The sequence below is a fragment of the Halostella litorea genome (genome assembly GCF_004785955.1).
Classification (GTDB): domain Archaea; phylum Halobacteriota; class Halobacteria; order Halobacteriales; family Natronoarchaeaceae; genus Halostella; species Halostella litorea.
On record NZ_ML214300.1, the window covers coordinates 71,468 to 94,897 of the forward strand.

The 23,430-nt window shown below is 71.3% G+C and carries 26 protein-coding genes; 15 read left to right on the forward strand and 11 right to left on the reverse strand.

Annotated elements, in window-relative coordinates; all coding sequences use genetic code 11:
• Positions 1-75: 75 nt before the first annotated feature.
• Positions 76-888: an imidazole glycerol phosphate synthase subunit HisF gene (hisF, locus tag EYW40_RS00390; protein ID WP_135819650.1), complete on the forward strand. Its 813-nt coding sequence runs from the start codon at positions 76-78 to the stop codon at positions 886-888.
• Positions 889-915: 27 nt separating this feature from the next.
• Here the strand turns inward: hisF and EYW40_RS00395 are convergent, their stop codons facing one another.
• Complete coding sequence (locus tag EYW40_RS00395) at positions 916-1,533, reverse strand: hypothetical protein (RefSeq protein ID WP_135819651.1); 618 nt, start codon at positions 1,531-1,533, stop codon at positions 916-918.
• 134 nt (positions 1,534-1,667) lie between these two features.
• On the opposite strand from EYW40_RS00395, the gene EYW40_RS19460 reads away from it, so the two are divergent.
• Positions 1,668-2,498 (forward strand): hypothetical protein, encoded by an 831-nt coding sequence (locus EYW40_RS19460; protein WP_161973140.1) that lies wholly within the window; start codon positions 1,668-1,670, stop codon positions 2,496-2,498.
• On the opposite strand, the gene EYW40_RS00400 is transcribed toward EYW40_RS19460, so the two are convergent.
• A complete protein-coding gene (locus EYW40_RS00400; RefSeq protein WP_135819652.1) occupies positions 2,495-2,779 on the reverse strand; it encodes a DNA-directed RNA polymerase subunit L in 285 nt (94 codons plus the stop codon). The two genes, EYW40_RS19460 and EYW40_RS00400, sit on opposite strands and share 4 nt — an antisense overlap.
• A gap of 89 nt (positions 2,780-2,868) precedes the next feature.
• Here EYW40_RS00400 and EYW40_RS00405 point away from each other — a divergent pair, with 89 nt between their 5' ends.
• Positions 2,869-4,506, forward strand: a complete 1,638-nt coding sequence (locus tag EYW40_RS00405; protein WP_135819653.1) for a rhomboid family intramembrane serine protease — start codon at positions 2,869-2,871, stop codon at positions 4,504-4,506.
• Between the two features lie 102 nt (positions 4,507-4,608).
• On the forward strand, positions 4,609-4,857 hold the full coding sequence (locus EYW40_RS00410; RefSeq protein ID WP_135819654.1) for a hypothetical protein: 249 nt from the start codon (positions 4,609-4,611) through the stop codon (positions 4,855-4,857).
• A gap of 58 nt (positions 4,858-4,915) precedes the next feature.
• Here EYW40_RS00410 and EYW40_RS00415 read toward each other — a convergent pair whose 3' ends face one another.
• Positions 4,916-5,536 carry an METTL5 family protein gene (locus EYW40_RS00415; protein ID WP_135819655.1) on the reverse strand — a complete coding sequence of 207 codons (621 nt, stop codon included), beginning with the start codon at positions 5,534-5,536 and terminating at the stop codon, positions 4,916-4,918.
• Complete coding sequence (locus tag EYW40_RS00420) at positions 5,533-5,928, reverse strand: DUF7961 family protein (RefSeq protein WP_135819656.1); 396 nt, start codon at positions 5,926-5,928, stop codon at positions 5,533-5,535. Before EYW40_RS00420 ends, EYW40_RS00415 begins: the two co-directional genes overlap by 4 nt.
• Before the next feature lie 171 nt (positions 5,929-6,099).
• Between EYW40_RS00420 and EYW40_RS19770 the strand changes: the two genes are divergently transcribed.
• On the forward strand, positions 6,100-6,276 hold the full coding sequence (locus EYW40_RS19770; RefSeq protein ID WP_162991647.1) for a hypothetical protein: 177 nt from the start codon (positions 6,100-6,102) through the stop codon (positions 6,274-6,276).
• Between the two features lie 10 nt (positions 6,277-6,286).
• Here EYW40_RS19770 and EYW40_RS00425 read toward each other — a convergent pair whose 3' ends face one another.
• From EYW40_RS00425 to EYW40_RS00440, 4 genes are all read right to left on the reverse strand, one after another.
• Positions 6,287-7,327 (reverse strand): disk-shape morphogenesis protein volactin, encoded by a 1,041-nt coding sequence (locus EYW40_RS00425; RefSeq protein ID WP_135819657.1) that lies wholly within the window; start codon positions 7,325-7,327, stop codon positions 6,287-6,289.
• Between the two features lie 130 nt (positions 7,328-7,457).
• Entirely contained in the window at positions 7,458-8,360 is a 903-nt protein-coding gene (locus EYW40_RS00430; RefSeq protein WP_135819658.1) for a cell division protein CdpA domain-containing protein, read from the reverse strand.
• Positions 8,361-8,639: 279 nt separating this feature from the next.
• Entirely contained in the window at positions 8,640-9,677 is a 1,038-nt protein-coding gene (gene dph2, locus EYW40_RS00435; protein WP_135819659.1) for a diphthamide biosynthesis enzyme Dph2, read from the reverse strand.
• 98 nt (positions 9,678-9,775) lie between these two features.
• Entirely contained in the window at positions 9,776-10,759 is a 984-nt protein-coding gene (locus tag EYW40_RS00440; protein ID WP_202614398.1) for a DMT family transporter, read from the reverse strand.
• Between the two features lie 216 nt (positions 10,760-10,975).
• On the opposite strand from EYW40_RS00440, the gene EYW40_RS00445 reads away from it, so the two are divergent.
• From EYW40_RS00445 to menD, 3 genes are read left to right on the forward strand one after another with little or no spacing between them, the layout of a single operon-like run.
• Complete coding sequence (locus EYW40_RS00445; protein WP_135819660.1) at positions 10,976-11,374, forward strand: YlbF/YmcA family competence regulator; 399 nt, start codon at positions 10,976-10,978, stop codon at positions 11,372-11,374.
• A gap of 58 nt (positions 11,375-11,432) precedes the next feature.
• The gene (locus EYW40_RS00450) at positions 11,433-12,800 is read left to right on the forward strand and encodes an isochorismate synthase (protein ID WP_135819661.1); all 1,368 of its coding nucleotides are present in this window, start codon (positions 11,433-11,435) and stop codon (positions 12,798-12,800) included.
• The gene (menD, locus tag EYW40_RS00455; RefSeq protein ID WP_135819662.1) at positions 12,797-14,533 is read left to right on the forward strand and encodes a 2-succinyl-5-enolpyruvyl-6-hydroxy-3-cyclohexene-1-carboxylic-acid synthase; all 1,737 of its coding nucleotides are present in this window, start codon (positions 12,797-12,799) and stop codon (positions 14,531-14,533) included. Before EYW40_RS00450 ends, menD begins: the two co-directional genes overlap by 4 nt.
• 18 nt (positions 14,534-14,551) lie before the next feature.
• On the opposite strand, the gene EYW40_RS00460 is transcribed toward menD, so the two are convergent.
• The gene (locus tag EYW40_RS00460) at positions 14,552-15,427 is read right to left on the reverse strand and encodes a DnaJ domain-containing protein (protein WP_135819663.1); all 876 of its coding nucleotides are present in this window, start codon (positions 15,425-15,427) and stop codon (positions 14,552-14,554) included.
• Positions 15,428-15,654: 227 nt separating this feature from the next.
• Between EYW40_RS00460 and EYW40_RS00465 the strand changes: the two genes are divergently transcribed.
• The 6 genes from EYW40_RS00465 (at position 15,655) to EYW40_RS00490 (ending at position 21,510) form a co-directional block, all read left to right on the forward strand.
• Positions 15,655-16,542, forward strand: coding sequence for a 1,4-dihydroxy-2-naphthoyl-CoA synthase (locus EYW40_RS00465; RefSeq protein WP_135819664.1), 888 nt, complete (start codon positions 15,655-15,657; stop codon positions 16,540-16,542).
• A gap of 255 nt (positions 16,543-16,797) precedes the next feature.
• Positions 16,798-17,742, forward strand: a complete 945-nt coding sequence (locus tag EYW40_RS00470) for a 1,4-dihydroxy-2-naphthoate polyprenyltransferase (RefSeq protein WP_135819665.1) — start codon at positions 16,798-16,800, stop codon at positions 17,740-17,742.
• Positions 17,742-18,773 carry an o-succinylbenzoate synthase gene (menC, locus tag EYW40_RS00475; protein WP_135819666.1) on the forward strand — a complete coding sequence of 344 codons (1,032 nt, stop codon included), beginning with the start codon at positions 17,742-17,744 and terminating at the stop codon, positions 18,771-18,773. The genes EYW40_RS00470 and menC overlap by 1 nt, the downstream gene beginning before the upstream one ends.
• On the forward strand, positions 18,770-20,278 hold the full coding sequence (gene menE, locus EYW40_RS00480; protein ID WP_202614399.1) for an o-succinylbenzoate--CoA ligase: 1,509 nt from the start codon (positions 18,770-18,772) through the stop codon (positions 20,276-20,278). The genes menC and menE overlap by 4 nt, the downstream gene beginning before the upstream one ends.
• A 68-nt stretch (positions 20,279-20,346) precedes the next feature.
• Positions 20,347-21,093, forward strand: coding sequence for an NRDE family protein (locus EYW40_RS00485; protein WP_135819667.1), 747 nt, complete (start codon positions 20,347-20,349; stop codon positions 21,091-21,093).
• Positions 21,094-21,159: 66 nt separating this feature from the next.
• On the forward strand, positions 21,160-21,510 hold the full coding sequence (locus EYW40_RS00490) for a helix-turn-helix transcriptional regulator (RefSeq protein ID WP_135819668.1): 351 nt from the start codon (positions 21,160-21,162) through the stop codon (positions 21,508-21,510).
• A 321-nt stretch (positions 21,511-21,831) separates the two neighbouring features.
• Here EYW40_RS00490 and EYW40_RS00495 read toward each other — a convergent pair whose 3' ends face one another.
• The gene (locus EYW40_RS00495; RefSeq protein WP_135819669.1) at positions 21,832-22,044 is read right to left on the reverse strand and encodes a heavy-metal-associated domain-containing protein; all 213 of its coding nucleotides are present in this window, start codon (positions 22,042-22,044) and stop codon (positions 21,832-21,834) included.
• 59 nt (positions 22,045-22,103) lie between these two features.
• Positions 22,104-22,787: a DUF8170 family protein gene (locus tag EYW40_RS00500; RefSeq protein WP_237560547.1), complete on the reverse strand. Its 684-nt coding sequence runs from the start codon at positions 22,785-22,787 to the stop codon at positions 22,104-22,106.
• A gap of 219 nt (positions 22,788-23,006) precedes the next feature.
• Here EYW40_RS00500 and EYW40_RS00505 point away from each other — a divergent pair, with 219 nt between their 5' ends.
• Complete coding sequence (locus EYW40_RS00505) at positions 23,007-23,417, forward strand: helix-turn-helix domain-containing protein (protein WP_135819670.1); 411 nt, start codon at positions 23,007-23,009, stop codon at positions 23,415-23,417.
• Positions 23,418-23,430: the final 13 nt, after the last annotated feature.

Below are 23,430 nucleotides of genomic sequence, written 5' to 3' on the forward strand. Positions count from 1 at the left end.
GGCGGCGGGACCGCCCCGTCGGATTTCCCGTGCCGAAACCGTCAAACGCCCCACGTGCGAACGGTCGCGTAGTAAATGCTGACCAAGCGCATCATCCCCTGCATCGACGTGGACGTCGACGACGACGGCAACCCGGCGGTGTACACGGGGGTCAACTTCGAGGACCTGAAGTACACCGGCGACCCCGTCGAGATGGCGAAGCGGTACAACGAGGCGGGGGCCGACGAGTTCGTCTTCCTCGACATCACCGCCTCGGCGGACGGCCGCGAGACGATGCTGGGCGTCGTCGAGGACGTGGCCGACGAGGTGTTCATCCCGCTGACCGTCGGCGGGGGGATCCGCACCCGCGAGGACGTCAAGGAGACGCTCCGGGCCGGCGCGGACAAGGTGTCGATAAACACCGGGGCGCTGGAGCGCCCCGAACTGATCACGGAGGGCGCGGAGTCCTTTGGCAGCCAGTGCATCGTCATCAGCGTCGACGCGAAGCGGCGCTTCGACGAGCAGGGCGAACACTACGCGGAGGTCGACGGCGAGTCCTGCTGGTTCGAGTGCACCGTCAAGGGCGGCCGCGAGGGCACCGGCGTCGACGTGATCGAGTGGGCCCGCGAGGCGGAGGAACGCGGCGCGGGCGAACTGTTCGTCAACTCCATCGACGCCGACGGCACGAAGGAGGGGTACGACATCCCGCTGACGAAGGGCGTCTGCGACGCCGTCTCGACGCCGGTGATCGCCTCATCGGGCTGTGGCGGCCCGGAGGACGCCTACGAGGTGTTCACCGACGCGAACGCCGACGCCGCGCTGGCGGCCTCCATCTTCCACTTCGACGAGTTCTCGATCCGGGAGGTCAAGGAGTACCTCGCGGAGCGGGACGTGCCGGTTCGGCTGTAGACCGTTTCTAACCCGTTTTTCCGCGACCTACCCCTCGTTCACAGCGTACGTCCACCGCGCGACGAGGTAGAAGACGAGCGCCACGACGACGCTTGCGACGGCCATCATGACGTAGCCGAGGAACGTGAGGCCGTGATGAACGCCGTCGCTCGCGGCGGCGGCGTTCGCGCCGACGGGGCCGACCACTACGAGCGCGACGGCGAAGGTCGGAACCGCGGCGGACCGGCCGTCGGCCGGAACTGCGTCGAACGCTCCGAGCACGTAGCCCGACACGAGCGGCGTCAGCAGCAGCGGCAACACGAGCCGGTCGACGGCGAGTTCGGCGAAAGCAGGGTCGGAAGCGGTGGGGGTCGAGGACGCGACCGCCAGGTCGTACCAGGCGACGGCGACTGCGAGCAGGTAGAGGGCCGTGAGCGCGAGGACCGCCGTCACCGCGGCCCGGTAGTCTGGGCGTCCAGTGATCCGGGGGAGAAGTACCGTCGTTCCGGCGAGGAGGACGGCAAACGCCCCGACGTGGAGCGCGTACGCACCGAAGGACGTGGAGTAACCGTATGCGACGGTTCGGTCGAGGCCGTACGTGCCGAGAAGGATCAGGACGCCGAACGCGACGAGTGCGGAACGCGGACGACGGCGGAGGACCCTCACTATTGGATTCGACTGTCCAGGGGTGGAAAAAACCATCGAGGGAATGCCGTTCACGCGAGGGGGCGAACGGATGGCCGAAGATTTGACCGCCGCGCCGGCAGATTTTTATTTACGTCGCCGAACGGGTAAGCGGAATGGAATGGCGATGCGAGTGGTGCGGCAAACCCCACGAGGAGAACGACCCGCCCTGCGACGAGTGCGGGCACGGGTCGTTCGAGGAGGCCGTCGTTCAGGTCCCCGAGACGGACGACCCGGACTCCATGCTGGTCTGGGTCTGCGAGGAGTGCGGCCGCAACCACCCGAAGAACTCGCCGCCGTGTAGCCGCTGTGGCCACATGCAGCTCCGGAAGGAGGTCCAGGAGTTCGACGAGTCGGAACTCGAGGGCGGGAGCTACCTCGACGTCGGCAAGGAGTACATCGCCGCCGGCATCGCCCTCGTCGCCGTCGTGGCGCTGGTCGCCGCGGGCGTCATCCCGGTGCCCGGGCTCGGCGGCCCCGACATCGACGACGTGCCCGGCCAGGCGGAGTCGGCCGACGGGTTCGACCTGACGGCCGTCGAGTCGGGCATCGCCGACGGCATCAACGAGCGCCGCGCCGGGGCGGACGCCGACGAACTCCGGACCGGCGGCGACCTGGACGCGGTCGCCGAGCGGTACAACAAGCTCCGCGTCGGCCAACGGTACGGCGACTACGAGGCCGAGCGGCTGAGCGAGAGCTACGGGGAGGTCGGGTACGAGTGCGCCCGCGAACCGGCGGTCGAGTCGGGCGTGATCCCGGTGCGGAACGACCGGCGGCCGCTGGACACGTACGGAAACGAGAGCGACCTCGCGTCGGCGGTCGTCGCGGACTTCGCGATGCGGTCGGGCGAGGGGTCGGGGCTGTTCGACGCGGAGCGCGAGGCGGTCGGCGTCGACGTCCACGTCGCGCCGGACGGCGCGGTGTACGTGACGGCGACGGCCTGTTAGGCCGCGGTCTCGAACGCGTCGCGGAAGGCGGTCGTCTTCTCGGTGACGCGCTCGCTCGCCGCCTCCAGCGCGTCGAGCGGTTCGGTGCCGTCCTCCGTCTTGACGGTGAGGATCGGCTCGGTCTGGCCGCCGGACTGCTCGGGGTTCACGTCGTAGGTCGCGGCGGAGACGCCGTCGGTCTCCAGCAGCGCGCCCTTGAGGACGTTCATGAACGTGTGGTCCTCCCCACCGATCTCGATGGAGAGTTCGTCCTCGCTGTCGTCGATGACGCGGAGTTCCATGCCGTGTGCTACTGCCGAGCGCCGTTTGTAGCTTACGAACCGGGGCCGGGAGCGGCAGGCATTAGTCGGCCGGGTGCCTGGCGGTCGATATGTCCCTCCCCTGGACCGTCGGTGCGGTCGGGGCCTTGCTCGTGTCGGCCGCCGTCGCCTGGGCCACCGACGAGCACCGGCGGGTGCTCGCCGACCGACTGCGGAGCCGCCTGCTGCTCGGCGTCCCCTGGGGGACGCTGGTCTCCGTCGCGCTCGTCGTCGCGGTGTACCTCTTCCTGCAGGGCGGCCTCGCTCACTGGAACGACCCCGTCACGCTGCCGTTCCGCGCCTGGTCGTACCTCTACCCGCTGGGCGTCGTCTCGGCGGCGTTCTCCCACGGCGGCCCCGGCCACCTGCTCGGCAACCTCACCGGGACGCTCGTCCTCGCGCCGATCGCCGAGTACGCGTGGGGCCACTACCCCGACGAACGCGGCGCGTCGACGTTCTCCTCCCTCGGGACGAATCCGTACGTCCGCGCGTTCGTCGCCTTCCCGGCGGCGGTCGTCGCGGTCGGGCTGTTCACCGGCGCGTTTGCGCTGGGCCCGGTGATCGGCTTCTCCGGGGTCGTGTTCGCGTTCGCCGGCTTCGCGCTGGTCCACTACCCGCTGACGACGGTGGCGGCGGCGCTCGGGGGCCAGGCGGTGCTCCAGCGCACGTACCGCGCGCTGCTCGACCCCGTGATAATCGGCGGGACGTCCGCGAGCGGGCCGTCGCCGCCGTGGTGGGCCGAGATAGCCATCCAGGGCCACGCGATCGGCTTGCTGCTCGGCATCCTGCTCGGCCTGGCGGTGGCGCGCCGCCGCGACCGCGGGCCGGGGGCGGTTCGGCTCTGGGCCGCCGTCGTCGCGTTCGCCGTCCCGCAGGGGCTGTGGGCGGTGTACTGGTTCCGCGGGAACGGCGAGTACGTCCTCTACCAGGCGCTCGGGCTGGCGCTGGTCGCCGGGCTGGCGCTGGTCGTCACCGTCGCCGTCACCGCCACGGACCGCCCGCTCCCGCGGCCCGGCGGCGACGCCTCGCGCCGCACCGTCGCGTCGGTCGTCCTGCTGGTCTCGCTCGCGGCGCTCGCCGGGCCGGCCGTGCCGACGAACGCGCTGACGGTCGACGACGGGCCGACGCCGACGGAGGGCGCGGTCACGGTCGACGGCTACACAGTCACGTACGCCGAGGACGTGCGCAACCGGATGATCCCGGCCGTCGACGTGTCGCTGTTCGGTGAGGACACGAACGTGACGACAAGCGGCGTGATCGTCGTCAACCGCGACCGGCACATCTGGACGCAGGCGGCGTCAAAACAGGCGCTCGCATACGACGGCTACGAGCGGATCCGGGTTGGCGGCGTCGGCTGGGACGCGGCCGTCGACGCGCGCCGGGTGGGCTGGTCGGCCGTCGGCGGCGGGACGGCCTACCACGTCTGGCTCCGGACCGACGGGGAGCGCCCCGAGCACGCGTTCAACTCCTCGGCCGCCACCGCGGAGCCCCGGGTCAGCGGGACGAACCTCACCGTCGTCGCCACCGAGCGGGGCGGGTTCCGACTGCGGGTGACGGAGGGCAACAGGACGCTGGCCCGGGAGCCGATGCCCGCGGCGAACGAGTCGGTGACCGTCGCCGGCGTGACGTTCGAGCGCGACGGCGACGCGCTGTTCGCGGTGCGGGACGGGACCCGCGTCCGGGTCGCCGAGCGCGAGGGGTATCGGTAGGGTAGGATCGGTGGCCCGACCCGGAGCGCGGCCGGGCCCCGTCGGACCGGCGGCCGGGGGTGCGCCAAAAGGAATTTTTCGGTCCAGGGCCACGATAACGCCATGGAGAAGCGTTCGAAAGGCGTCCGGTTCGCCGAACTCGCCGGGCGGACCCTCGCCCGCGCGCTCGGCTGGCTGCTCGTACTCGCGGGGGTACTCGGCGTGCTCGCCACGCTCGTCGTGTACCTCGGCGACTATCCCGGGAAGAGTCCCGTCCTGAGTGCAGTCTCGTTCGTCGCGTGCCTTCTCGTGATCGCGGGCGGCGTCTACGGCAACCCACGGTTCAGGGAACGGATCCGCGCCTCGCTATAGAAACGGTCGACTCGTCGCTCGCCGAGACGGGGCAAACGTCCCGGGCGGGACCAAGCCGCTACGTCCAGTCGATCCGGAAGACTTCCGCGGCTATCGTCTCGCGGTCGGCGTCGTGGTGGTCGAACTGCCGGTCGATGGCGAGTTCCGCCTCGAACGCCTCGGTCACCTCGCCGCCGGCGTCGGCGGCGAACGACTCGACGAACTCGCGGCTGCCGGCGTTGTGGACGGAGTAGGAGACGGCCGCGACGTCGGCGGCGGTTTCGAGGAACGCGCGGTCGGCGTGTTCGTTGCCCCGCTGCGCGCCGAACGGCGGGTTCATCACGACGGTGACGCCCTCGACCGACAGCGGCGGGTCCGTCGCGTCGCCCTGGACCCACCCGACGTCGGCCGACGCGGCGACCCGGCGCTCGTTCTCCCGCGCGGTCAGGAGGGCGGACCGGTCGAGGTCGACGCCGACGACGCGGTCCGGGCCGCGGAGCGCGGCGGCGAGCGCGAGCATCCCGGTCCCCGTCCCGAGGTCGACGACGGTCTTCCCCTCGATGTCGCCGCGGAGGTCGGCGACGTGGACGATAGAGGCCGCGAGGTCCGGCGGCGTGGGGTACTGTTCGAGGGCGGCGTCGGGGTCGTCGAACCCCGCGACGACGCCGAGCTGGCGGGAGAGCTCGCTCCGCGTGCTCACAGGCTGATCGGGCCGTCGACGGTGAGTGTCACGCCGTCGCGGCGGGCGCGCTCGGCGCAGGCCTCGAGCGCGGGCCGGACCTTCCCCTCGTCGGCCACGGCGTCGAGTTCGACGGTGACCCGGGCCGCGCCGAGGAAGGTGGCGGCGCGGACGTAGCCGCGGACGCGGTCGATCTCCTCCTGGGTTGCCAGCGAGCAGTCCTCGTCGAAACAGGCGTCGACGCGGAGGTCGGCCGCGTGCAGGCCCTCGTCGGTCAGTTCGCGCTTGAAGTCGCGGAGGTACTCGGGGGCGGTGGAGTCCAGCGCGTCCGCGGCGAGGCTCACCGGCTCGACGTTCGTCGGCTGACAGCCCTCGACGGCGCGTTCCACGTTCGGCGTCGGCGTCGTGCTCATGCTACTACACCATATCTACTACGTATACAAAAAGCTTTGTGGATAACCATAGGTTATTGGCTGGCGCTGTCCAGCGAGGCGAATGCCACGATATCCGACGCTGTGGCCACGCTTCCCGGCGGGACCGCTGGAAACGGGGATTATTAGTGACCCACGGTCGCAGGAACGGCTATGGACTGTCCACGGTGTGACGCCGAGGTCGAGCGGTACACGCTGGAGGGCCACGACGCGCAGGTGTGCGAGCGCTGTGGCTACGTCGGCGTCTCGGTCGAACACGAGAGCGAACCCGTCGAAGTCGAGTCCTGGCAGGACGCGTTCCGCCGGTTCAACGAAAAGAACGCGGAGTGAGCGGCGGCCCTTACTCGTCGGCTGCGGCGGCCTCGGCCTCCGCCTCGTCGTTCGCCCCGCCCGCGTCGGGGTCTTCCTCGTCCGAGCGCGCCGCGACCAGCCCGCCACGCGCGACGCTGTACAGCGGCTCGCTGGCGTGGGTCACGCCGCTGATCGAGAACGGGATGTTGGCGTCCTCGAGGTGGTCACGGAACAGCTCCTCGAACCCATCGGGGCTGGAGGTGCCGCCGGTGACGACGACGGGCACGTCGAGGCCCTCCTCGACGTCCTCCTCGTCGACCTCCTGGACGACGCGCTCGATGACGTAGTCGAGCAGGTTCTCGTAGTAGATCGACAGCGCGCCCTCCACGCCGCCGACGTCGGTCGTGAAGTCGAGTTCGAAGTCCTCCTCCTTGATGGAGGTGACCTTGTCGACGGGCGTGCCGGTCGCCTGGGCGGCCTGCTCGTCGACCCAGTCGCCGCCGCGGGCGACGGAGAACTTCATCACGGGCACCGCGTAGTACGAGAGACAGACGTTCGTCATCCCCGCGCCGAAGGAGATGCCGAGGCCGGTGAAGTTGTTGTCGGCCAGTTCGGAGTAGACGACCGCCATCCCCTCGTTGATCGGCTCGGCGTCGTACCCCATGTCGTCGAGGAACGACTCGATCGTCTTCTGGTGGTACAGCGTCGAGAGGTCCGAGTCGATGGGGTCGGCCGGCGTCGAGAAGTACAGCTTCTCGTTGGGGCGGTCGGGCTCGCCGACGACCTGCTCGATGATGAGCTTCATCATCGGGATCGCGGACTGCTCGTCGCTGGAGAGGATCCCGTGTTTCATCGGGCGGCGCGTCTCGCGGTTGAAGATGTTGGCGAAGTTCAGGGCGTCGTCGCCGACGACGTACACCGTATCGTCCTTTCGGATGTGGAGCACTTCGCTCCGGGAGAGCATCTGCTCCGCCATGTCGGAGTACTCGATTTCCACGAAGGAGTTGCGCTGCTGTACGAACACCGTGTCGCTTCCGTCCTGCTGGGCCGACAGGATGTTCATCGTGCCGACGTCTAGGCCTTTGGCCATGTGTGATACAAGTCCACCCCCCGATAATAAATCTATGCGAAAAAATTCAAGAAAACGTGTCACAGAAATTTTATTATCTCGGATCGACCGGCCGCGCTACCGAGGAATATATTGAACTATTTCTGATACGTTATCCCAGGCCGAGCTTGCTCCGGAGCCGCGAGAGCAGTCCGTCCAGGCCGCCGTCGTCCGCGCTCGCGGCCTCGTCGTCCTCGCGTTTCTGCTGGCGCAGTTCGTTCAGTTTCGCCGTCTGGTCGTCGACGGTCGACTCCGAGGTGGCGGTCTTCTTCTCGCCGCCTTTCATCTGCCGGAGCCCCTGGACCTGCGAGTCGACGCCCGACGAGCGCGACGTTTCCGCCTCCACGTCCATCCCGGAGACGTCGATGTCGGTGTCGGTGTTGACCGAAATCTTCCGGCCCTCGTGTTTCTCGACGCCGCCCCACGACATGTCGACGCCCTCCATCGCGCTCTCGATGTCGGACTCGATCTGCTCGTCGGAGATCGTCTCCCCCTCGTCGTCCTCGTCCTCCGACACCTCGATGTCGCCGGGACCGGGTTTGACCTGCGCGAGCTGGTGGGCGACCAGCGCCGCGCCGGTCGCGCCGACGACGACGGTCAGCCCGGTCGCGTACGTGGCGACGACCTCCATCGTGTAGTCCGCGCCGTAGCCGTTCCAGTCGTCGGGGTAGACGACGTTGAACCCCACCACCGCGAGGAGGTTGATCGCGCCGCCGACGGCCGCGGCGTACTGCGCCTTCTTCTCGACGGGGAGCAACACGACGATGCCGGTCATCGCCGCCGGCAGCGACAGCATCCCGAGCGTGTACGCCGGCCCCATCCGGGCGAAGTAGGCCCCGGTGCGTGGCTCCGCCGCGCTCCCCCAGAGGAACAGCACTAACGCGATGACTCCCAGCGCGATCCCCCCGAAGAACAGCCCGAACCCGAGGTAGACGTCCGTGCGGGCGTCCGGCTCCCCGATGTAGGTCCGGTACCACTCGAACAGTTGGTTCTCCGTTTCCGTGCGTTCGGCCATTACCGGGAGGGTACTGAGGCCACTCCTATCACTCTTTGGCCAGAAAGCCCTCGGAATCGCTTGGCAGCGATTCCTCGCCCTTTCAATGTCCGCCAACGAGCGCCTGCGGCGCTCGTTCCAGGTACCGCCAGTCTGCGCGAGCGCTGACGGTCGTCAGCGCACGCTTCGAGTGCCTGCCCTCCCCCGAACGCTCGCCCGCGGCGCGGAAGCGCGCCGCGCGCTCGCGCTGGCCATCGACCGCAAAACGATGTGAGAAAACGGACGACGAACCGCTGGTCGCTACCAGGTGCCGTGGAACGTGTCGAAGGAGAGCGAGTCGAGCGGCTCGTTGCCGACCGCGATCTCGTACTCGCCGGGCGTCAGCATCGGCTTGTGGAACTGCGGGCCGTCGTCCGTCGTGATGCGCGGACAGCCGGTGTTGACGAACGCGTCCATGTCGAAGTTGCGCAGGCGGTCCGGCGTCACTTCGTCCATCGTGATGAGGTAGGCGTCGTCGTTGCCGTCTAAGATCTCCTGGGCCTGCTCCCAGCGGCCCTGGCCGATCTTGGTGCAGTAGATGACGCCCCACTTCTGGGCGTCCATCGCCTTGTGGACCGCGGCGTAGCGCTGTTTCAGGAACTTCTCGGTGTCGGCGACGGTGACGACGTTGTTGACGGGGTCGCCGATGACGACCTTCTTGTCGGGGTGTTCCATCGCCAGCCCGAGCGGGTGGAACTTCCCGCCGCCGACGTACAGCACCTGGTCGGCGTCGACCTGGGCGGAGGCGTAGTTGCAGCCCAGCACCTGCCCCTCGTGGGTCAGCCGCTCGTCGCCGCGGCGGGTGTGGACCTCGTAGCCGCGCTCCTCCAGCCACGCCTTCATGTCCTCGAACTGGTTCATGTGCTGGGCCGTGGTGACGAGGCCGACCTCCTCGTCGGGCAACTCGTCGAGGGCCTCCTCCATGATGGGGAACACGTCGACGTTCGAGAACAGCGGGACGTAGATCACCTTGTCCGTGTTCTTCATCGGCGAGTGGCCGAAGTGGACGAACACGTCCGTGCGCTTCATCAGGAACGTGTCCAGGTCACAGGCCCCGTAGCAGGGCTGGCCCGACAGCATCACGGTCACGTCGTCGGGCACGAGTTCGCGGATGTCGTCCGCGACCTTCGGCCCGCGCCGCTTCAGCCCTTCCGGGAACTGCAGGCCGACTTTCTTCGCGTCGCGCTCCTCGACGGCCTCGACGATGCGGTCGAGTTCGTAGTCCCACTCGCGGTCGTGCTTGAGGCTCATCCCGGTGTTTCGCAGGTCCCCCTCGGAGAACTCCGACTCCTGACTCATTGCACCCGTCTAGCCACCGCGACCGTTTAACGGCGACGCTTCGGGTGTGTGCCCGGCAGCCGCACGGACGGGGGCGGCCCGCGGGGACGCGAACCCGCTCACTCCGAGTCCTTCAGGTAGACGTTCCCCCGCACTTCCACGGCGCCGTGTCCGGCGGACCGCCGGTCGGCCGTCGGGTCCGACCCGCCGAGCAGGTCCGCCAGCGTCTCCCGCTTCAGCAGCACGAAGCCGGCGGCGATGACGGCGAAGCCGGCGACGGTCGAGGCGGTGATCGCCTCGCCGAGCGCGAGCCAGCCCGCGACAGCGGCGACCGCGGGGGTGGCGTAGTTGACGAGGCTGGCCTCGCTCGGCCCGACGCGTTCGAGCAGGTCGAAGTACAGCAGGAAGCCGCCCGCGCCCGCGATGACCGCGAGGTACAGCAGCGCGACGACGAGTTTCGGCGACCACGCCACGCCGGCCGGGGACTCGCCCGCCGCGGCGCTGATGACGTGCATGACGCCCGCGCCGCCGAGCATCATCCACGCCTGCGTCGGGACGGTGCCCAGCGCGACGCTGAACCGGCGGGTCAGCACCGACCCGAGCGCGAACGAGAGCGCCGAGAGGAACAGCAGGCCGACGCCGACGATGCTGCCGTCAAGCGACGAGCCGGTCGGGTCGGCGACGATCACGACGCCGACCAAGCCGAGGAGGACGCCGACGACGCCGCTCGGCGTCAGCGTCTCGTCGCCGAGCAGCAGGTACGCGAGCGGCGGCGTCACGACCGGCGTCAGGCTCAGTATGATCGCGCCGACCGCGCTGCTGACGTACTGCTGGCCGCTGAACAGCAGGGCGAAGTGCAGGCCGACCATCAGCGTTCCACCCATCGCGACGAGCCGCAACTCCTCGCGGCCGCGGGGGAGCCACCGCCCCGACTTGCCGACCGCGTACGCGAGCATCACCAGCCCGGCGATGTCGTACCGGAACGCGGCGAACAGCACCGGCGGCAGCGTACTCAGCCCGTCCTTGATCGCGATGAACGACGATCCCCAGACCACAGCGAGGGCGAGAAACGCCCCAACGTTTCTGAATTTGTATATATCCATTGTAAACGCCTCCGACGAGAGACCGCGGAGATACCTCCCCTAATCACCCCTCTACCTTCAGTATTCTCGAAGTAACGGTACCACGTCACACAGTAGTGTGGTATGCCTTTCCTCGGGAAGCCGAACTGTTTTTCGCGGCCGTCGGTCCGGGCCGGCCCCGGCGGGGATCGGGGGCATCCGGCAGGTTCAAACGGGTCCGTCCCCAACGAACCCGCCATGAGCATCGAGACCGACGCCGGCGCGGAGACCGCCGACGAGGACGTCGAAACGCTCGGCCGCGAACTGGGCGAGGCCATCGCGGACCTCCCCGAGTACCGGACCTTCGAGGAGGCGAAGGCCGCCGTCGAGGCGTCCGACGAGGCCCAGGCCAAGATCGAGGAGTTCGAGGAGATCCGCCAGGAGTTCATGCTCGCCCGACAGACCGGCGAGGCCACGCAGGAGGACCTCCAGGAGGTCCAGCGCGCACAGCAGGAACTCCACGGGATCCCCGTCATGTCGGAGTACCTGGAAGCCCAGAACGAACTCGACGCCCGCCTCGAAGCGGTCAACGAGGCCATCTCCGAGCCCCTCGCCGTCGACTTCGGCGAGGAGGCCGGCGGCTGCTGTCAGGACTGACCGGCCGGCCCGTCCGGATGGGACAGCCTGAAGGGCGACCGCTTCTCACGTTTCCACAATGGAGAGTTCGCGTAGCGGGCGGCGATCCGGCCCGTCACCGGACGCCACCCTCGTGACGCGGAGCCGGGCGGTCGATCCCGCCCCGGTCCGTGCGGTTCTCGACGCGTTCGACGCCCCGAGAACCGTCTGGGCCGCGCCGGGCGAGCCGACGGTCGTCGGCTGCGGCGCTGCCGAGACGGTCGTCGCCGACGGGGACCGGTTCGAGGCGGTCCGCGGGGCGGCCGACGACCTGTTCGCGTCGTTCGACGGGGCGGCCGAGCCGGTCGCCCGGCCGCGGCTGTTCGGCGGCTTCGCCTTCCACGACGACCACGCGGCCGACGCCCCCTGGGACGGGTTCCCGCCGGGCTACTTCTTCCTGCCGCGCGTGCAGGTGGTCCGCGACGGCGAGGACTGCTGGCTGACCGTCAACGCCGTCGGGCCGGACGACCCGGCGTCGGTCGAGGAACGGCTGGACGCAGCCGCGGAGACGCTTGCGGACCTGCCCGACCCGGGGCCGGTCGCCGACCCGCCGGGCGTCGTCGAGCGCCGGCCGACGACCGGGCGCGCGGAGTGGCGCGACCAGGTCGGGGCCGCGCTGGCGCGGATCGACGCCGGCGACCTGACGAAGGTCGTCCTCGCGCAGGCGATGGGGACGCGGCTCGGGGCGGCCCTGTCCGTGCCGGACGCGCTCGCCCGCCTGCGGTCGCGGTATCCGGACTGCCACCGCTTCCTGCTCGACGGCGTCGGCGAGGGACCCGACGCCGACGGTGGCGGCGGCCGCTCGACGCTGTTCGGCGCGACGCCGGAGCGCCTGGCGTCGCTGTCCGGCCGCCGGCTGGAGACGGAGGCCCTCGCCGGCTCCACGGGGCGGGGCGACACGCCCGAGGAGGACGAGTGGCTCGCGACGGAACTGCTGGAGAGCGGGAAGGACGTCCGCGAACACGAGATAGTCACCGACGCCGTCCGCGACCAGATCGCGCCGTTCGCGGCGTCGGTCCGGACCGGCGCGCGCGGCGTTCGGAAGCTGGACACCGTCCAGCACCTCCGGACGCCGGTGTCGGCGGAACTGGCCGACGCGACCCACGTGCTGGACGTGATCGAGGCGCTCCACCCCACGCCGGCGGTCGGCGGCCTGCCGCCGACCCTGGCCCTGGAGACGATCCGTGAGACGGAGACGTTCGACCGCGGCTGGTACGCCGCCCCGGTCGGCTGGTTCGACGCGGCCGGCGACGGGACGTTCGCGGTGGCGATCCGGTCGGCCGTCGCCCGCGGCGACAGGGCGACGCTGTTTGCCGGCGCGGGGATCGTCGCCGACAGCGACCCGGACCGCGAGTGGGACGAGATACAGCTCAAGTACCGCCCCGTGCTGGACGCGCTGGAACGATGACCGCCGCCGAACGCAACGAGGCGTGGGCCGACGCCCTCGTCGCCGAACTCGCCGCCGGCGGGGTGGACGCGGTCTGTGTCGCGCCGGGCAGCCGGTCGACGCCGCTGACGATGGCGTTCGCCCGGAGCGACGACGTGCGGATCTTCTCCCACCTCGACGAGCGCTCCGCGGCCTACTTCGCGCTCGGCCGTGCCCGGCGGACCGGGCAGGTGACGCCGCTGGTCTGTACCTCGGGCACCGCGGCCGCGAACTTCCACCCCGCCGTGATGGAGGCCGACCGGGCGCGGGTCCCCCTTCTGGTCCTCACCGCGGACCGCCCGCCGGAACTGCGCGACAGCGGCGCGAACCAGACGGTCGACCAGACGAAGCTGTACGGCGACGCCGTCCGCTGGTTCCGCGAACTGCCCGAACCCCGCGACGGGGGGCGGCCGCTCCGCTCGCTCCGGACGACGGCGGCCCGCGCGCTCGCTGAGGCGACGGGGACGCCCGCCGGGCCGGTCCACCTCAACTGCCCGTTCCGAAAGCGGCTGGAACCGCCCGAGGGGACCGCGAACGAGGACCGTCGGACGACCGCCCCCGAGCGCCCCCACGTCCGGACGACGGCGGGGCGGCCGACGCTCGACGAGGACCGGCTGGCCGACCTCGCGGCGGCGGTCGACGGCGCGGACCGCGGCCTCGTGGTGGCGGGACCGGCGGACGACGCCGCGCCGTCGCCGGACGCGGTCGCCGACTTCGCCGCGGCCGCCGGGTTCCCGATCCTGGCGGACCCGCTCTCGGGCGTCCGGTACGGCCCACACGTCGGCGACGCGCCCGTGGTCGGCGGCTACGACGGCTACCTCGACCCCGCCGTGACGGGCGACTGGCCCGACCCGGACCTGGTCGTGCGGTTCGGCGCGTCGCCCACCTCGAAGCCGCTGCGGAAGTACCTGCGCCGGACCGGAAGCCGGCAGTTGGTCGTCGACCCCGCGGGCGGCTGGCGCGAGGCGGAGTTCGCGGCGACCGACCTCGTCGTCGCCGACCCCGAGCGGCTGTTCGAGGGCCTCGCCGAGCGCGTCGCCGAACCCGCCGACCCGGGGTGGCGCGACCGCTGGCTCGACGCCGACCGGCGGTACTGGGCGACCGTCGCCGACGCCCGCGGCGAGCGCCGGTTCGAGGGCGACGCCCTGGCGACCGCCGTCGAGGACGCGCCCGACCCCGCGACGCTGTTCGTCTCCAACAGCATGCCGGTCCGGGATCTGGACCGCTTCGGCGCGCCGCGGACGGCCGACCTGACCGTCCTCGGCAACCGCGGCGCGAGCGGCATCGACGGCATCGTCAGCACGGCGCTGGGGGCCGGGAGCGCGACCGGTGACCCGCTCGTACTCGTCACCGGCGACCTCGCGTTCTACCACGACATGAACGGCCTGCTGGCGGTCGGGCGCTGCGGCGTCGACGCGACGATAGTCGTCGTGAACAACGACGGCGGCGGCATCTTCCACATGCTCCCCGTCGAGGCGTTCGACCCGCCGTTCACCGAGCAGTTCAGGACGCCCCACGGCCTCGACTTCGCGCCCGCCGCGGAGCTGTACGGGCTGGAGTTCGTCCGCGCCCGGGACCGCGATGCGTTCCGCGAGGCGTACCGCGCGTCGCTCGACAGCGCCGGGACGCAGGTGATCGAGGTCCGGTCCGACGCCGAGCGGAGCCACCGCGAGCGCGAGGCGATCCACCGCGCGGCGGTCGACGACCTGTCCTGACCGCCCGCAGTCGCCGGCTCACGGCCGGAGCGCCCGCTCGACGACGACGGCGAACGCGAACAGCGACCACGGGAGCCCGACCGCGGCCAGCGCCGGCACGGAGAGCGGGTCGACCGAGAACGCGACGACGCCGAGCGGCGCGAGGACGCTCAGGACGCCGAACAGCAGGATGCCGAGCGGCGGCACCGTCAGGAGATAGCCCGTGACGAGCAGCGTACAGCCGCCGACGACGAGCCGTGCGACCAGCGGGAACGGCGGGAAGAGCGTGCTGGCGACCATCACCGGGTAGAGAAAGACCATCCCGGCGAGGAAGACGACCCGGTCCGGCGTGAGCGGGACGCTGACCCGGTTCTCGCGGGCCGCCGCCTCGCCCCAGTCGCGGACCGCGTACCCCGTTCCCCCGGACTCCGACCGCTCCCGGTAGAACTGCTGGCGGCGGCTGGAGCGCGAACGCCCGGCGGCGTCGGATGACGCCCCCGCCGTCCGGTCGGTGGTCGCTTCCGCCGTCCCGCCGGCGCGGCGGCCGTCGTCGCGGTCGGTCCCCCGCCGGTCGCGCGGGTCCCCGTCGGTCGCCCACTGCTCCGCGGCGTCGCTCGGGTCCGTCGCGCCCGCCGACTCGGACGCCGTCCACGGCGACTGCTCGGCCCCGGCGGCGTTCTCGCCGGTGACCCGCCCCACGTACGCCTCGTGGCCGAGGCGGTCGTACCGCGCGCGCTCTGCCTCGTCCCCCAGCACCTCCTCGGCCCGGGTCACCTCGCGGAACCGCTCGCTGGCGTCCGGCGCGTCGCTGACGTCGGGATGCGTCTCCTTGACGCGCTCGCGGTAGGCGGCCTGGATCTCGTCCTGCGTGGCGTCGGGGGCGACGCCGAGCACGTCGTAGTACGTCTCCGCCATGGCGGCGTTACTGCGCTCCCTTATCGCGGCGGTGACAAAAGCGCCCCGGCCGGTTGCGAACCGCACGGAACGAACGAGCGCGAGGCGAGCGAAGCGAGCCGGACGACTGCGACGGGAGTGAGCAAACGCCCCGCGTTTGCGAACGTCGTCACGGCCGTGAGGAGCACGGCGACGAGCGGCTGTGACGGGAACCTATTTTTCCCTGCCGGCCCGAGTCCCGGGAAACGATGGTTTCGGAACTGATGGACGCGGACCGCTGGGAGCCGGTGGACGGGTTCGACTTCGAGGACGTGACCTACCACCGCGCCGTCGACGTCGACGCGGTGCGGATCGCCTTCGACCGCCCCGAGGTCCGCAACGCCTTCCGCCCCGGCACCGTGGACGAACTGTACGACGCGCTTGACCACGCCCGCCGGCAGACCGACGTGGGCTGTGTCCTGCTGACCGGCAACGGCCCGTCGCCGAAGGACGGCGGGTGGGCGTTCTGCTCCGGCGGCGACCAGACGATCCGCGGCGACGACGGCTACCAGTACGACGGCGACGAGGAGCAGGCCTCGGACACCGGCCGCCTCCACATCCTCGAAGTCCAGCGGCTCATCCGGTTCATGCCCAAGCCCGTCGTCGCAGTCGTGCCGGGGTGGGCGGTCGGGGGCGGCCACAGCCTCCACGTCATCTGCGACCTGACGCTGGCCAGCGCCGAGCACGCCACCTTCAAGCAGACCGACCCGGACGTCGCGAGCTTCGACGCCGGCTTCGGCTCCGCGTACCTCGCGCGGCAGGTCGGCCAGAAGCGGGCCCGCGAGATATTCTTCCTCGGGAAGAACTACGACGCCGACGAGGCCGTCGAGATGGGGATGGCGAACGAGGCGGTCCCCCACGAGGACCTGGAGGACGTCGCGCTGGAGTGGGCCGACCGGATGGCCTCGAAGAGCCCGACCGCCATGCGGATGCTGAAGTTCGGCTTCAACGCCGCCGACGACGGCATGGTGGGCCAGCAGGTGTTCGCCGGCGAGGCGACCCGGCTGGGCTACATGACCGACGAGGCCAAGGAGGGCCGCGACGCGTTCGTCGAGGGCCGCGACCCCGACTTCGACGACTTCCCCTGGCACTACTAACGACCTTTTTCCCGTTCGGGTTCGCTCGCGGAGCGAGCGAACCTCTCACGGCAAAAACGTCGATGAAAAAGGCCGCGAGCGCCGACGGCGCTCGCGGGGCCTTTGCGAACGACGTGGGCAAAGGCTCGTCAGAGCGAAGCTCTGACGGTGAAACGCCGCCGGAGGCGGCGTATGCTCGTCGCGGCGGACAGCGATTAGCCACTCCACCGCCCCGCAACCACAGGGGATATGGCGCGGCCGGCCCTAGCGCCGCCAATGACGGAAGTCGCCAACGCCGCGGACGTCTCGCGGACGCGGGCGTGGCTGATGGCCGCCCGGCCACAGACCCTCCCCGCGGCCGCCGCGCCGGTTATCGTCGGGACCGGACTCGCCGTCTGCGACGGCGTGTTCGCCCCGCTGCCGGCGCTGGTCGCGTTCGTCGGCGCGGCGCTGATTCAGGTCGGGACGAACTTCGCGAACGACTACTTCGACGCGGTGAAGGGCGCGGACACGGAGGACCGCGAGGGGTTCACCCGCGTCACGCAGTCGGGGCTCATCTCGCCGGCGGAGGTCAAGCGCGCGGCCGCCGTCACGTTCGGCCTCGCGGTGCTGTCCGGCACCTACCTCGTCTACGTCGGGGGCGTGCCGATCCTCGCCATCGGTCTGCTGTCGGTCGCCAGCGGCGTCGCCTACACCGGCGGGCCGTACCCGCTGGGCTACTACGGGCTGGGCGACCTGTTCGTGTTCGTCTTCTTCGGCGTCGTCGCGGTGACGGGCACCTACTACGTGCAGGCCGCCGCGGTGCTCGCCGACCCGCTGGCCGTCGGCGTGCCCGAGGGGACGGTCACGGCGGCCGCGCTGCTGGCCAGCCTCCCCGTCGCGGCGATATCGACGGACATCCTCGTCGTGAACAACGTCCGGGACATGGAGACCGACGCCGAGGCGGGCAAGACGACGCTCGCGGTCCTGCTGGGCTACCGCTGGAGCCGGGTCGAGTTCGTCGCCCTGCTGGCGCTGGCGTACGCGGTACCGGCGTACTTCTGGGCGACCGACTTCGGGCCGACGGTCCTGCTGCCGCTTTTGACGCTGCCGTACGCCGCCGCCGTCGCCCGGACCGTCTGCACGGAGCGGTCCGGCGAGGCGCTCAACCCGGCGCTGGAACGGACCGGCAAACTGCTCGCCGCGCACTCGGCGCTGTTCGCGCTGGGGCTGGTGGTCTGATGCGGCTGGACCGCCGCGACTTCGCGCTCCCGCTCTCCGATCCCCTGCGCACCGCCCGCGGGGAGATGGCGACGCGCACGGGCGTCCTCGTCCGGGTTGCGGACGACGGCAACCGGGGGCTGGGCGAGGCGTCGCCGCTCCCGGGCTGGACTGAGCCGCTCTCGGACTGCCGGACGGCGCTTGCCCGCGCCGAGCGGGCGCTCCAGCGCGGCCCCGACGCCGCGCTCGCCGCCGTCGACGCGCCGGCCGCGCGCCACGGCCTCTCGCTGGCGCTCGCGGACCTGCGGGCCGCCGACGCCGGCGTGCCGCTGTACCGCTACCTCGGCGACGACGCGGCCGTCACGGACGTGCCGGTCAACGCGACCGTCGGCGACGCGCCGCCCGAGGAGACGGCGGCGGAGGCGGCCGACGCGGTCGCCGACGGCGTCGACTGCGTGAAGGTGAAGGTCGGCGCCCGGGACGTCGACGAGGACGTCCGACGGCTCCGGGCGGTCCGGGACGCGGTCGGCCCCGGCGTGGAACTCCGGGCCGACGCGAACGGCGCGTGGGACCGGGCGGCGGCCGAGCGGGCGCTGGACGCGTTCGCGGACGTCGGCGTCGAGTTCGTCGAACAGCCGCTGCCCGCCGACGACCTGTCGGGGCTGGCGGCGCTCCGCGGCGGCCCGGTCGGCGTGGCGGCCGACGAGAGCCTCGCCGCGACCGGTGTCGACGCCGTCCTCGACGCCGGGGCGGCGGACGCGCTGATACTCAAGCCGATGGCGCTGGGCGGGGTCGACCGCGCCCGTGACGCCGCGCTCCGGGCGCGGGAGGCGGGGGTCACGCCGGTGGTCACGACGACCGTCGACGCCGTGGTCGCGCGGACCGCCGCGGTCCACCTCGCGGCGTCGCTCGCGCCCGTCCCGCCCTGCGGGCTGGCGACGGGCGGCCGGCTGGAACGGGACCTCACCGCTGACCCCGCGCCGGTTCGCGACGGGACGATACACGTGCCGCAACTGCCGGGGATCGGCACCACGGGGGCGTGGTCGTCGTGACCTGGCGGCTCCGCGACCCGGTGGCCCGGCAGGCCGAGAGCGCGCCGGACGCGACCGCCGTCGTCGTCCACGAGTCCGACGAGGCGCTGAGCTACGCCGAACTGGACCGCGCGGTCGGGGAGACGGCCGGCCGCATCGCCGCGCTGGGGGTCGGCGAGGGCGACCAGGTCGGCGTCCTCATGGACTCCCGGCTCGCGTTTGTCCGGCTAGTCCACGCGACGGCCCGCCTCGGCGCGACGCTGGTGCCGCTGAACGTCCGGCTGACGACCGCCGAACTCGAGGCGCAACTCGACCGGCTTGACGTCCGGCTGCTCGTCTGCGAGCGCGACACCGAGCGGACGGCGCTCGACATCGCCGGGGAGACGCCGGTCGCGTCCGTCGACGCCTCGCCCGAGGCGGCCGCCGTGACCGACGAGCGCCTCGGCGCGCTGGGCGGGGTCGAACCCGACCCCGTCGACCCGGTCGCGCGGGGACTCGACGACCCGGCCTGCATCCTCTCGACGTCCGGGACCGGCGGGCGGCCGAAGCCGGTCGTGCTCACCGTCGGCAACCTGCTCGCCAACGCCGCGGGGTCGGCGTTCCGCCTCGGCGTGCTGCCGGACGACCGCTGGTTCGACCCGCTCCCGATGTACCACATGGGCGGGCTCGCGCCGGTGGTCCGGTCGGCGACGTACGGGACGACCGTCGTCGTGCAGCGCGAGTTCGAGGCGGGGGCGACGGCCGACGCGCTGGCCGAGCGCGACGCGACGGCCGTGTCGCTCGTCCCGACGATGCTCCGCCGGATGCTCGACGAACGGGGCGATCTGACCGACACCCTGCGGTTCGTCCTGCTGGGCGGTGCGCCCGCCCCGGACGCGCTGGTCGAGCGCTGTGCCGATCTGGGCGTCCCGGTGTGTCCCACCTACGGGATGACCGAGGCGGCCTCACAGATCGCCACGGCGACGCCCGCGGAGGCCGCCGACCACGTCGGCACGGTCGGCCGCCCGCTCTCGGTGACCGACGTGACGGTCGTCGACGAGTCCGGGTCGCCGTGCCCGCCGGGCGAGGTCGGCGAACTCGTGGTCGACGGGCCGACTGTGACGCCGGGCTACTACGGCGACCCCGAGACCACCGCCGAGGCGTTCGGCGAGCACGGCCTCCGCACCGGCGACCTGGCGTACGTCGACGACGACGGCCGCCTCTGGGTGCTCAACCGCCGCGAGGACCGGATCGTCACCGGCGGCGAGAACGTCGACCCCGGCGAGGTCGCGACCGCGATCCGCGACCACCCGGCGGTCGAGGACGTCGCCGTCGTCGGCCTCGACGACCCCGAGTGGGGCGAGCGCGTCGCCGCGCTCGTCGTCGCCGACTGCTCGGAGCGCTCGATCCGCGAGTTCTGCGCCGGGCGGCTCGCCGGCTTCAAACACCCGAAGACCGTCGGCTTCGCGGACGAGATACCGCGGACCGCCTCCGGCACCGTCGACCGCGACGCCGTCCGCGAGCGCCTGCGTTCGGCCGAGCGCTGACCGCTGCCGGCCGCGGCCGAACTGCCGGCGAACCACCTTTTAAATCTCGGCCCGCCGTACCCGGCCACGTGTGCACGCTCACCCTCGCGTGGCGGGTGTTCGAGGACGCCCCGGTCGTCGCGGCCGCGAACCGCGACGAACTGGTCGACCGGCCCTCGGAGCCGCCCGAAGTCGTCGAGGACGACCCCCGCGTCGTCGCCCCGCGCGACGCCGAAGCGGGCGGCACGTGGATCGGCTACAACGAGCACGGCCTGCTGGTCGCGGTGACGAACCGCTGGACTGACGCCGACCTCGCCGGCGACCGCTCGCGCGGCCTGCTCGTCCGCGACGCGCTCCGGCACGGCTCCGCGGAGTCGGCCGCCCGCTTCGTCGAGCGCGAGACCGACGCCCGCGAGTTCGACGGGTTCAACCTCGTGCTGGCCGACGCGGACGCCGCCCTGCTGTTCGAGTGGGACGGCACGCTTCGCTTCTCGCGGCTCGAACCGGGCGTCCACGTCGTCGTCAACGTCGGCGCGGACGGGCGCTTCGACGTGCCCGAGGCCCGCCCGGACGCGGGCCGCGACCAGGCCGACAACGCACGCGGGGTCCGGACGGCGCTGACGCCGGAGCCGGGCGAGACGGCCGAGGGCTGGCTCGACCGCGCGGCCGACGTGCTCGGCGACCACGAGTACGGCGTCTGCGTCCACGGCGACGGCTTCGGCACCCGGTCGTCGTCGCTGATCCTGCTGGGCGAGGACGGCGCTCGCTACCGCTTCGCGGACGGGCCGCCCTGCGAGACGGCGTTCCGCGAGGTCCGGCCCGAAGGGCAGATTTAAACGGAATGGAACCCGTTGTAACGGACACATGCTAGCCCCGAGCAGTCCCGTCCGGAGGTGTCACGCGTGAGCGCGTCCGCGACCGACGAGGAGCTCAGCGAGAAGGAGTGGGAGGCGCTGGAGCTGGTCCGCGAGACGGGCGGCATCCACCAGAGCGAGTTCTGGAAGGAACTGGACGTCAACTCCCGCAAGGGGAGCCGCATCGCCGAGTCGCTCGTCGAGAAGGGGCTGGTCCAGCGCGAGGAGACGGTGTACGACGGCCACAACACCTACCTCATCTCGCCGACCGCCCGCGACCTGGACTTCTCGCTTCTGATGGCCGGGGACATGCTCTCGCCGTTCATCGGCGAGGAGGAGGTCAACGCCAACAGCGACGCCTTCTCGCAGTGGATCATGAACCTGGCCTACGAGGAGTAAGACGGCCGTTTTCCCGTCGTTCGAAAGAGCGCGGAGCGCTCTTTCGTGATGACGAAAGACGCCTTCGGCGTCTTTCGAACCACTCGGGTGTCCTCGCTCGCCTCCGGCGGGCTGCGGGCACTCTCGCGGCAAAAATGTCGATCAAAAACTCCGGACGCGGCCGCCGGCCGCGTCCGGCGAAACGGCGGCTCCGCCGCCGTATGCTGGACCCCTTCGACTCCTCACTTCCGACGGCCTGCCCTCCCCCGGGTCGCGCGGGCGCTCACCCTCGTTCGCGCCACGCGTCCCCGGCCTGCCGTTCTTTGCGAGGTCGAACTCGGATCACTCCACCTCGTAGCCTAGCTCCCGAACGGTGGCCCTGATCCGCTCCTCGGCGAGCAGGTCCACGTCGAAGTGCACCTCGGCCGCGCCGCCGTCCGGGTCGACGGTCGAACCCATCACTCCGTCTACCTCCGCCAGTTCCGCCTCGATGCGCGCCGCCTCGTCCGCGGACTCGACCCCCCGTACCGTGAACTCCGCGCTGGCTTCTGCCATAGTGATCGATCGGATGTCCGTATCACGGCGCGGTTGATGACTCTACGGGGTGCCCGCGGTCAGTCGATCCCGGCCACGCAGTCCTCCAGTTCCTCCGTCGTCGTCCAGCGGTGGAGCCGGCCGGCGTCGTCGAGCAGGTCGAATATCGGCGTCTGCATCCCGCTGTACGGGTCGGCGGGGTCGGCGTCGGTGTCTATCTCGCCGGCGTCGAGGCCGTCGTACTCGCGCTTGCAGACGTGGGTCTTATCGAAGTACTCCTCGCTCCCGACGAACATGCCCTGTTCGACGAGGAAGCCGCCGCGGTCGTGCTCGGCGACGCCGACGATGGCGTCGGCGTAGTCCGCGAGGATCCGGAACTTCAGGTACGTGTTCGTCCACTCCCGGCGGACGTCGACCATCAGGAAGGCGTAGGCGTCCCGGCGGCGGTTGAGCCGGTCCTTGACGAGCTGGAGCCGGCGGATCTCCGGGTCGCCGTAGCTCCCGAGCACGAAGTACGAGCGCTCGTGGCGGAAGATGGGCGACAGCTCCGCCACCGAGTGTTTGAGCCGTTCGTACTCCTCGGGCGACAGCGAGCGGTCGTGGAGGTGGTCGGCGGCGCGGGCCGCGACCTCGTCGGGCGTCGGCGGCGCGCTGTCGGCGTCGTCACCGGCGTCGCTCCCCCCGGAGCCGTCGGCGTCCCGGTCGTCGTGGCCGGCGTGGGGCGGGGGGCCCTCGCCCCGGTCCGGCCGACGGTCGTCGCGCATAGTTCGCGTCTCGAACGGGCGGTAAATAATCCCCTCGCACGCGGCGGAAGTAAAGCGGGGCGTCGCCCGTCCGTCGGTTCGGTGACCGGTGTGGTGGCCGAGTCGGTGACTGTATCGGTAACCGAAACGGTTCGATACAGACCGGTGTAGACTAATCCGCTTACAACCAGTTTGGTCTGCACCACAACGGTTAAACACGAGGCGGAACGATACGTAGGTATGAGCCGACCCGACGCGGCGGCCGGCGGGGTCGACCGGGAGCGCGAGCGCCTGAACGTCGTCACGCAGGAGACGCGGTTCGCGCTCCTGCAGGACGTGCTCGGCCACCCCAGCGGGCTGCCGACGCTCCGCGAACTCGACTACGTGAACCCGAGCAAGAGCGACTCGACCATCCGCCAACACCTGACGGCGCTGATGGAGGTCGGCGTCGTCGAGCGGGTCGAACTCCCGCCCGAGCGCCGGAGCCGGGACTTGCCACACGTGTTCTACGGGCTGACCGACGACGGCCGGAAGTTCCTCGACCGCCACGGCCTGCTCCGTGCCGAGGACACCCTGCGCGAGGCGTACGACGCCGTCGAGAAGACCGACGGGATCGAACGCTACGAGTCGGCCCCGCGGCCCGAGCGCTGATGGGTGCCGCGGG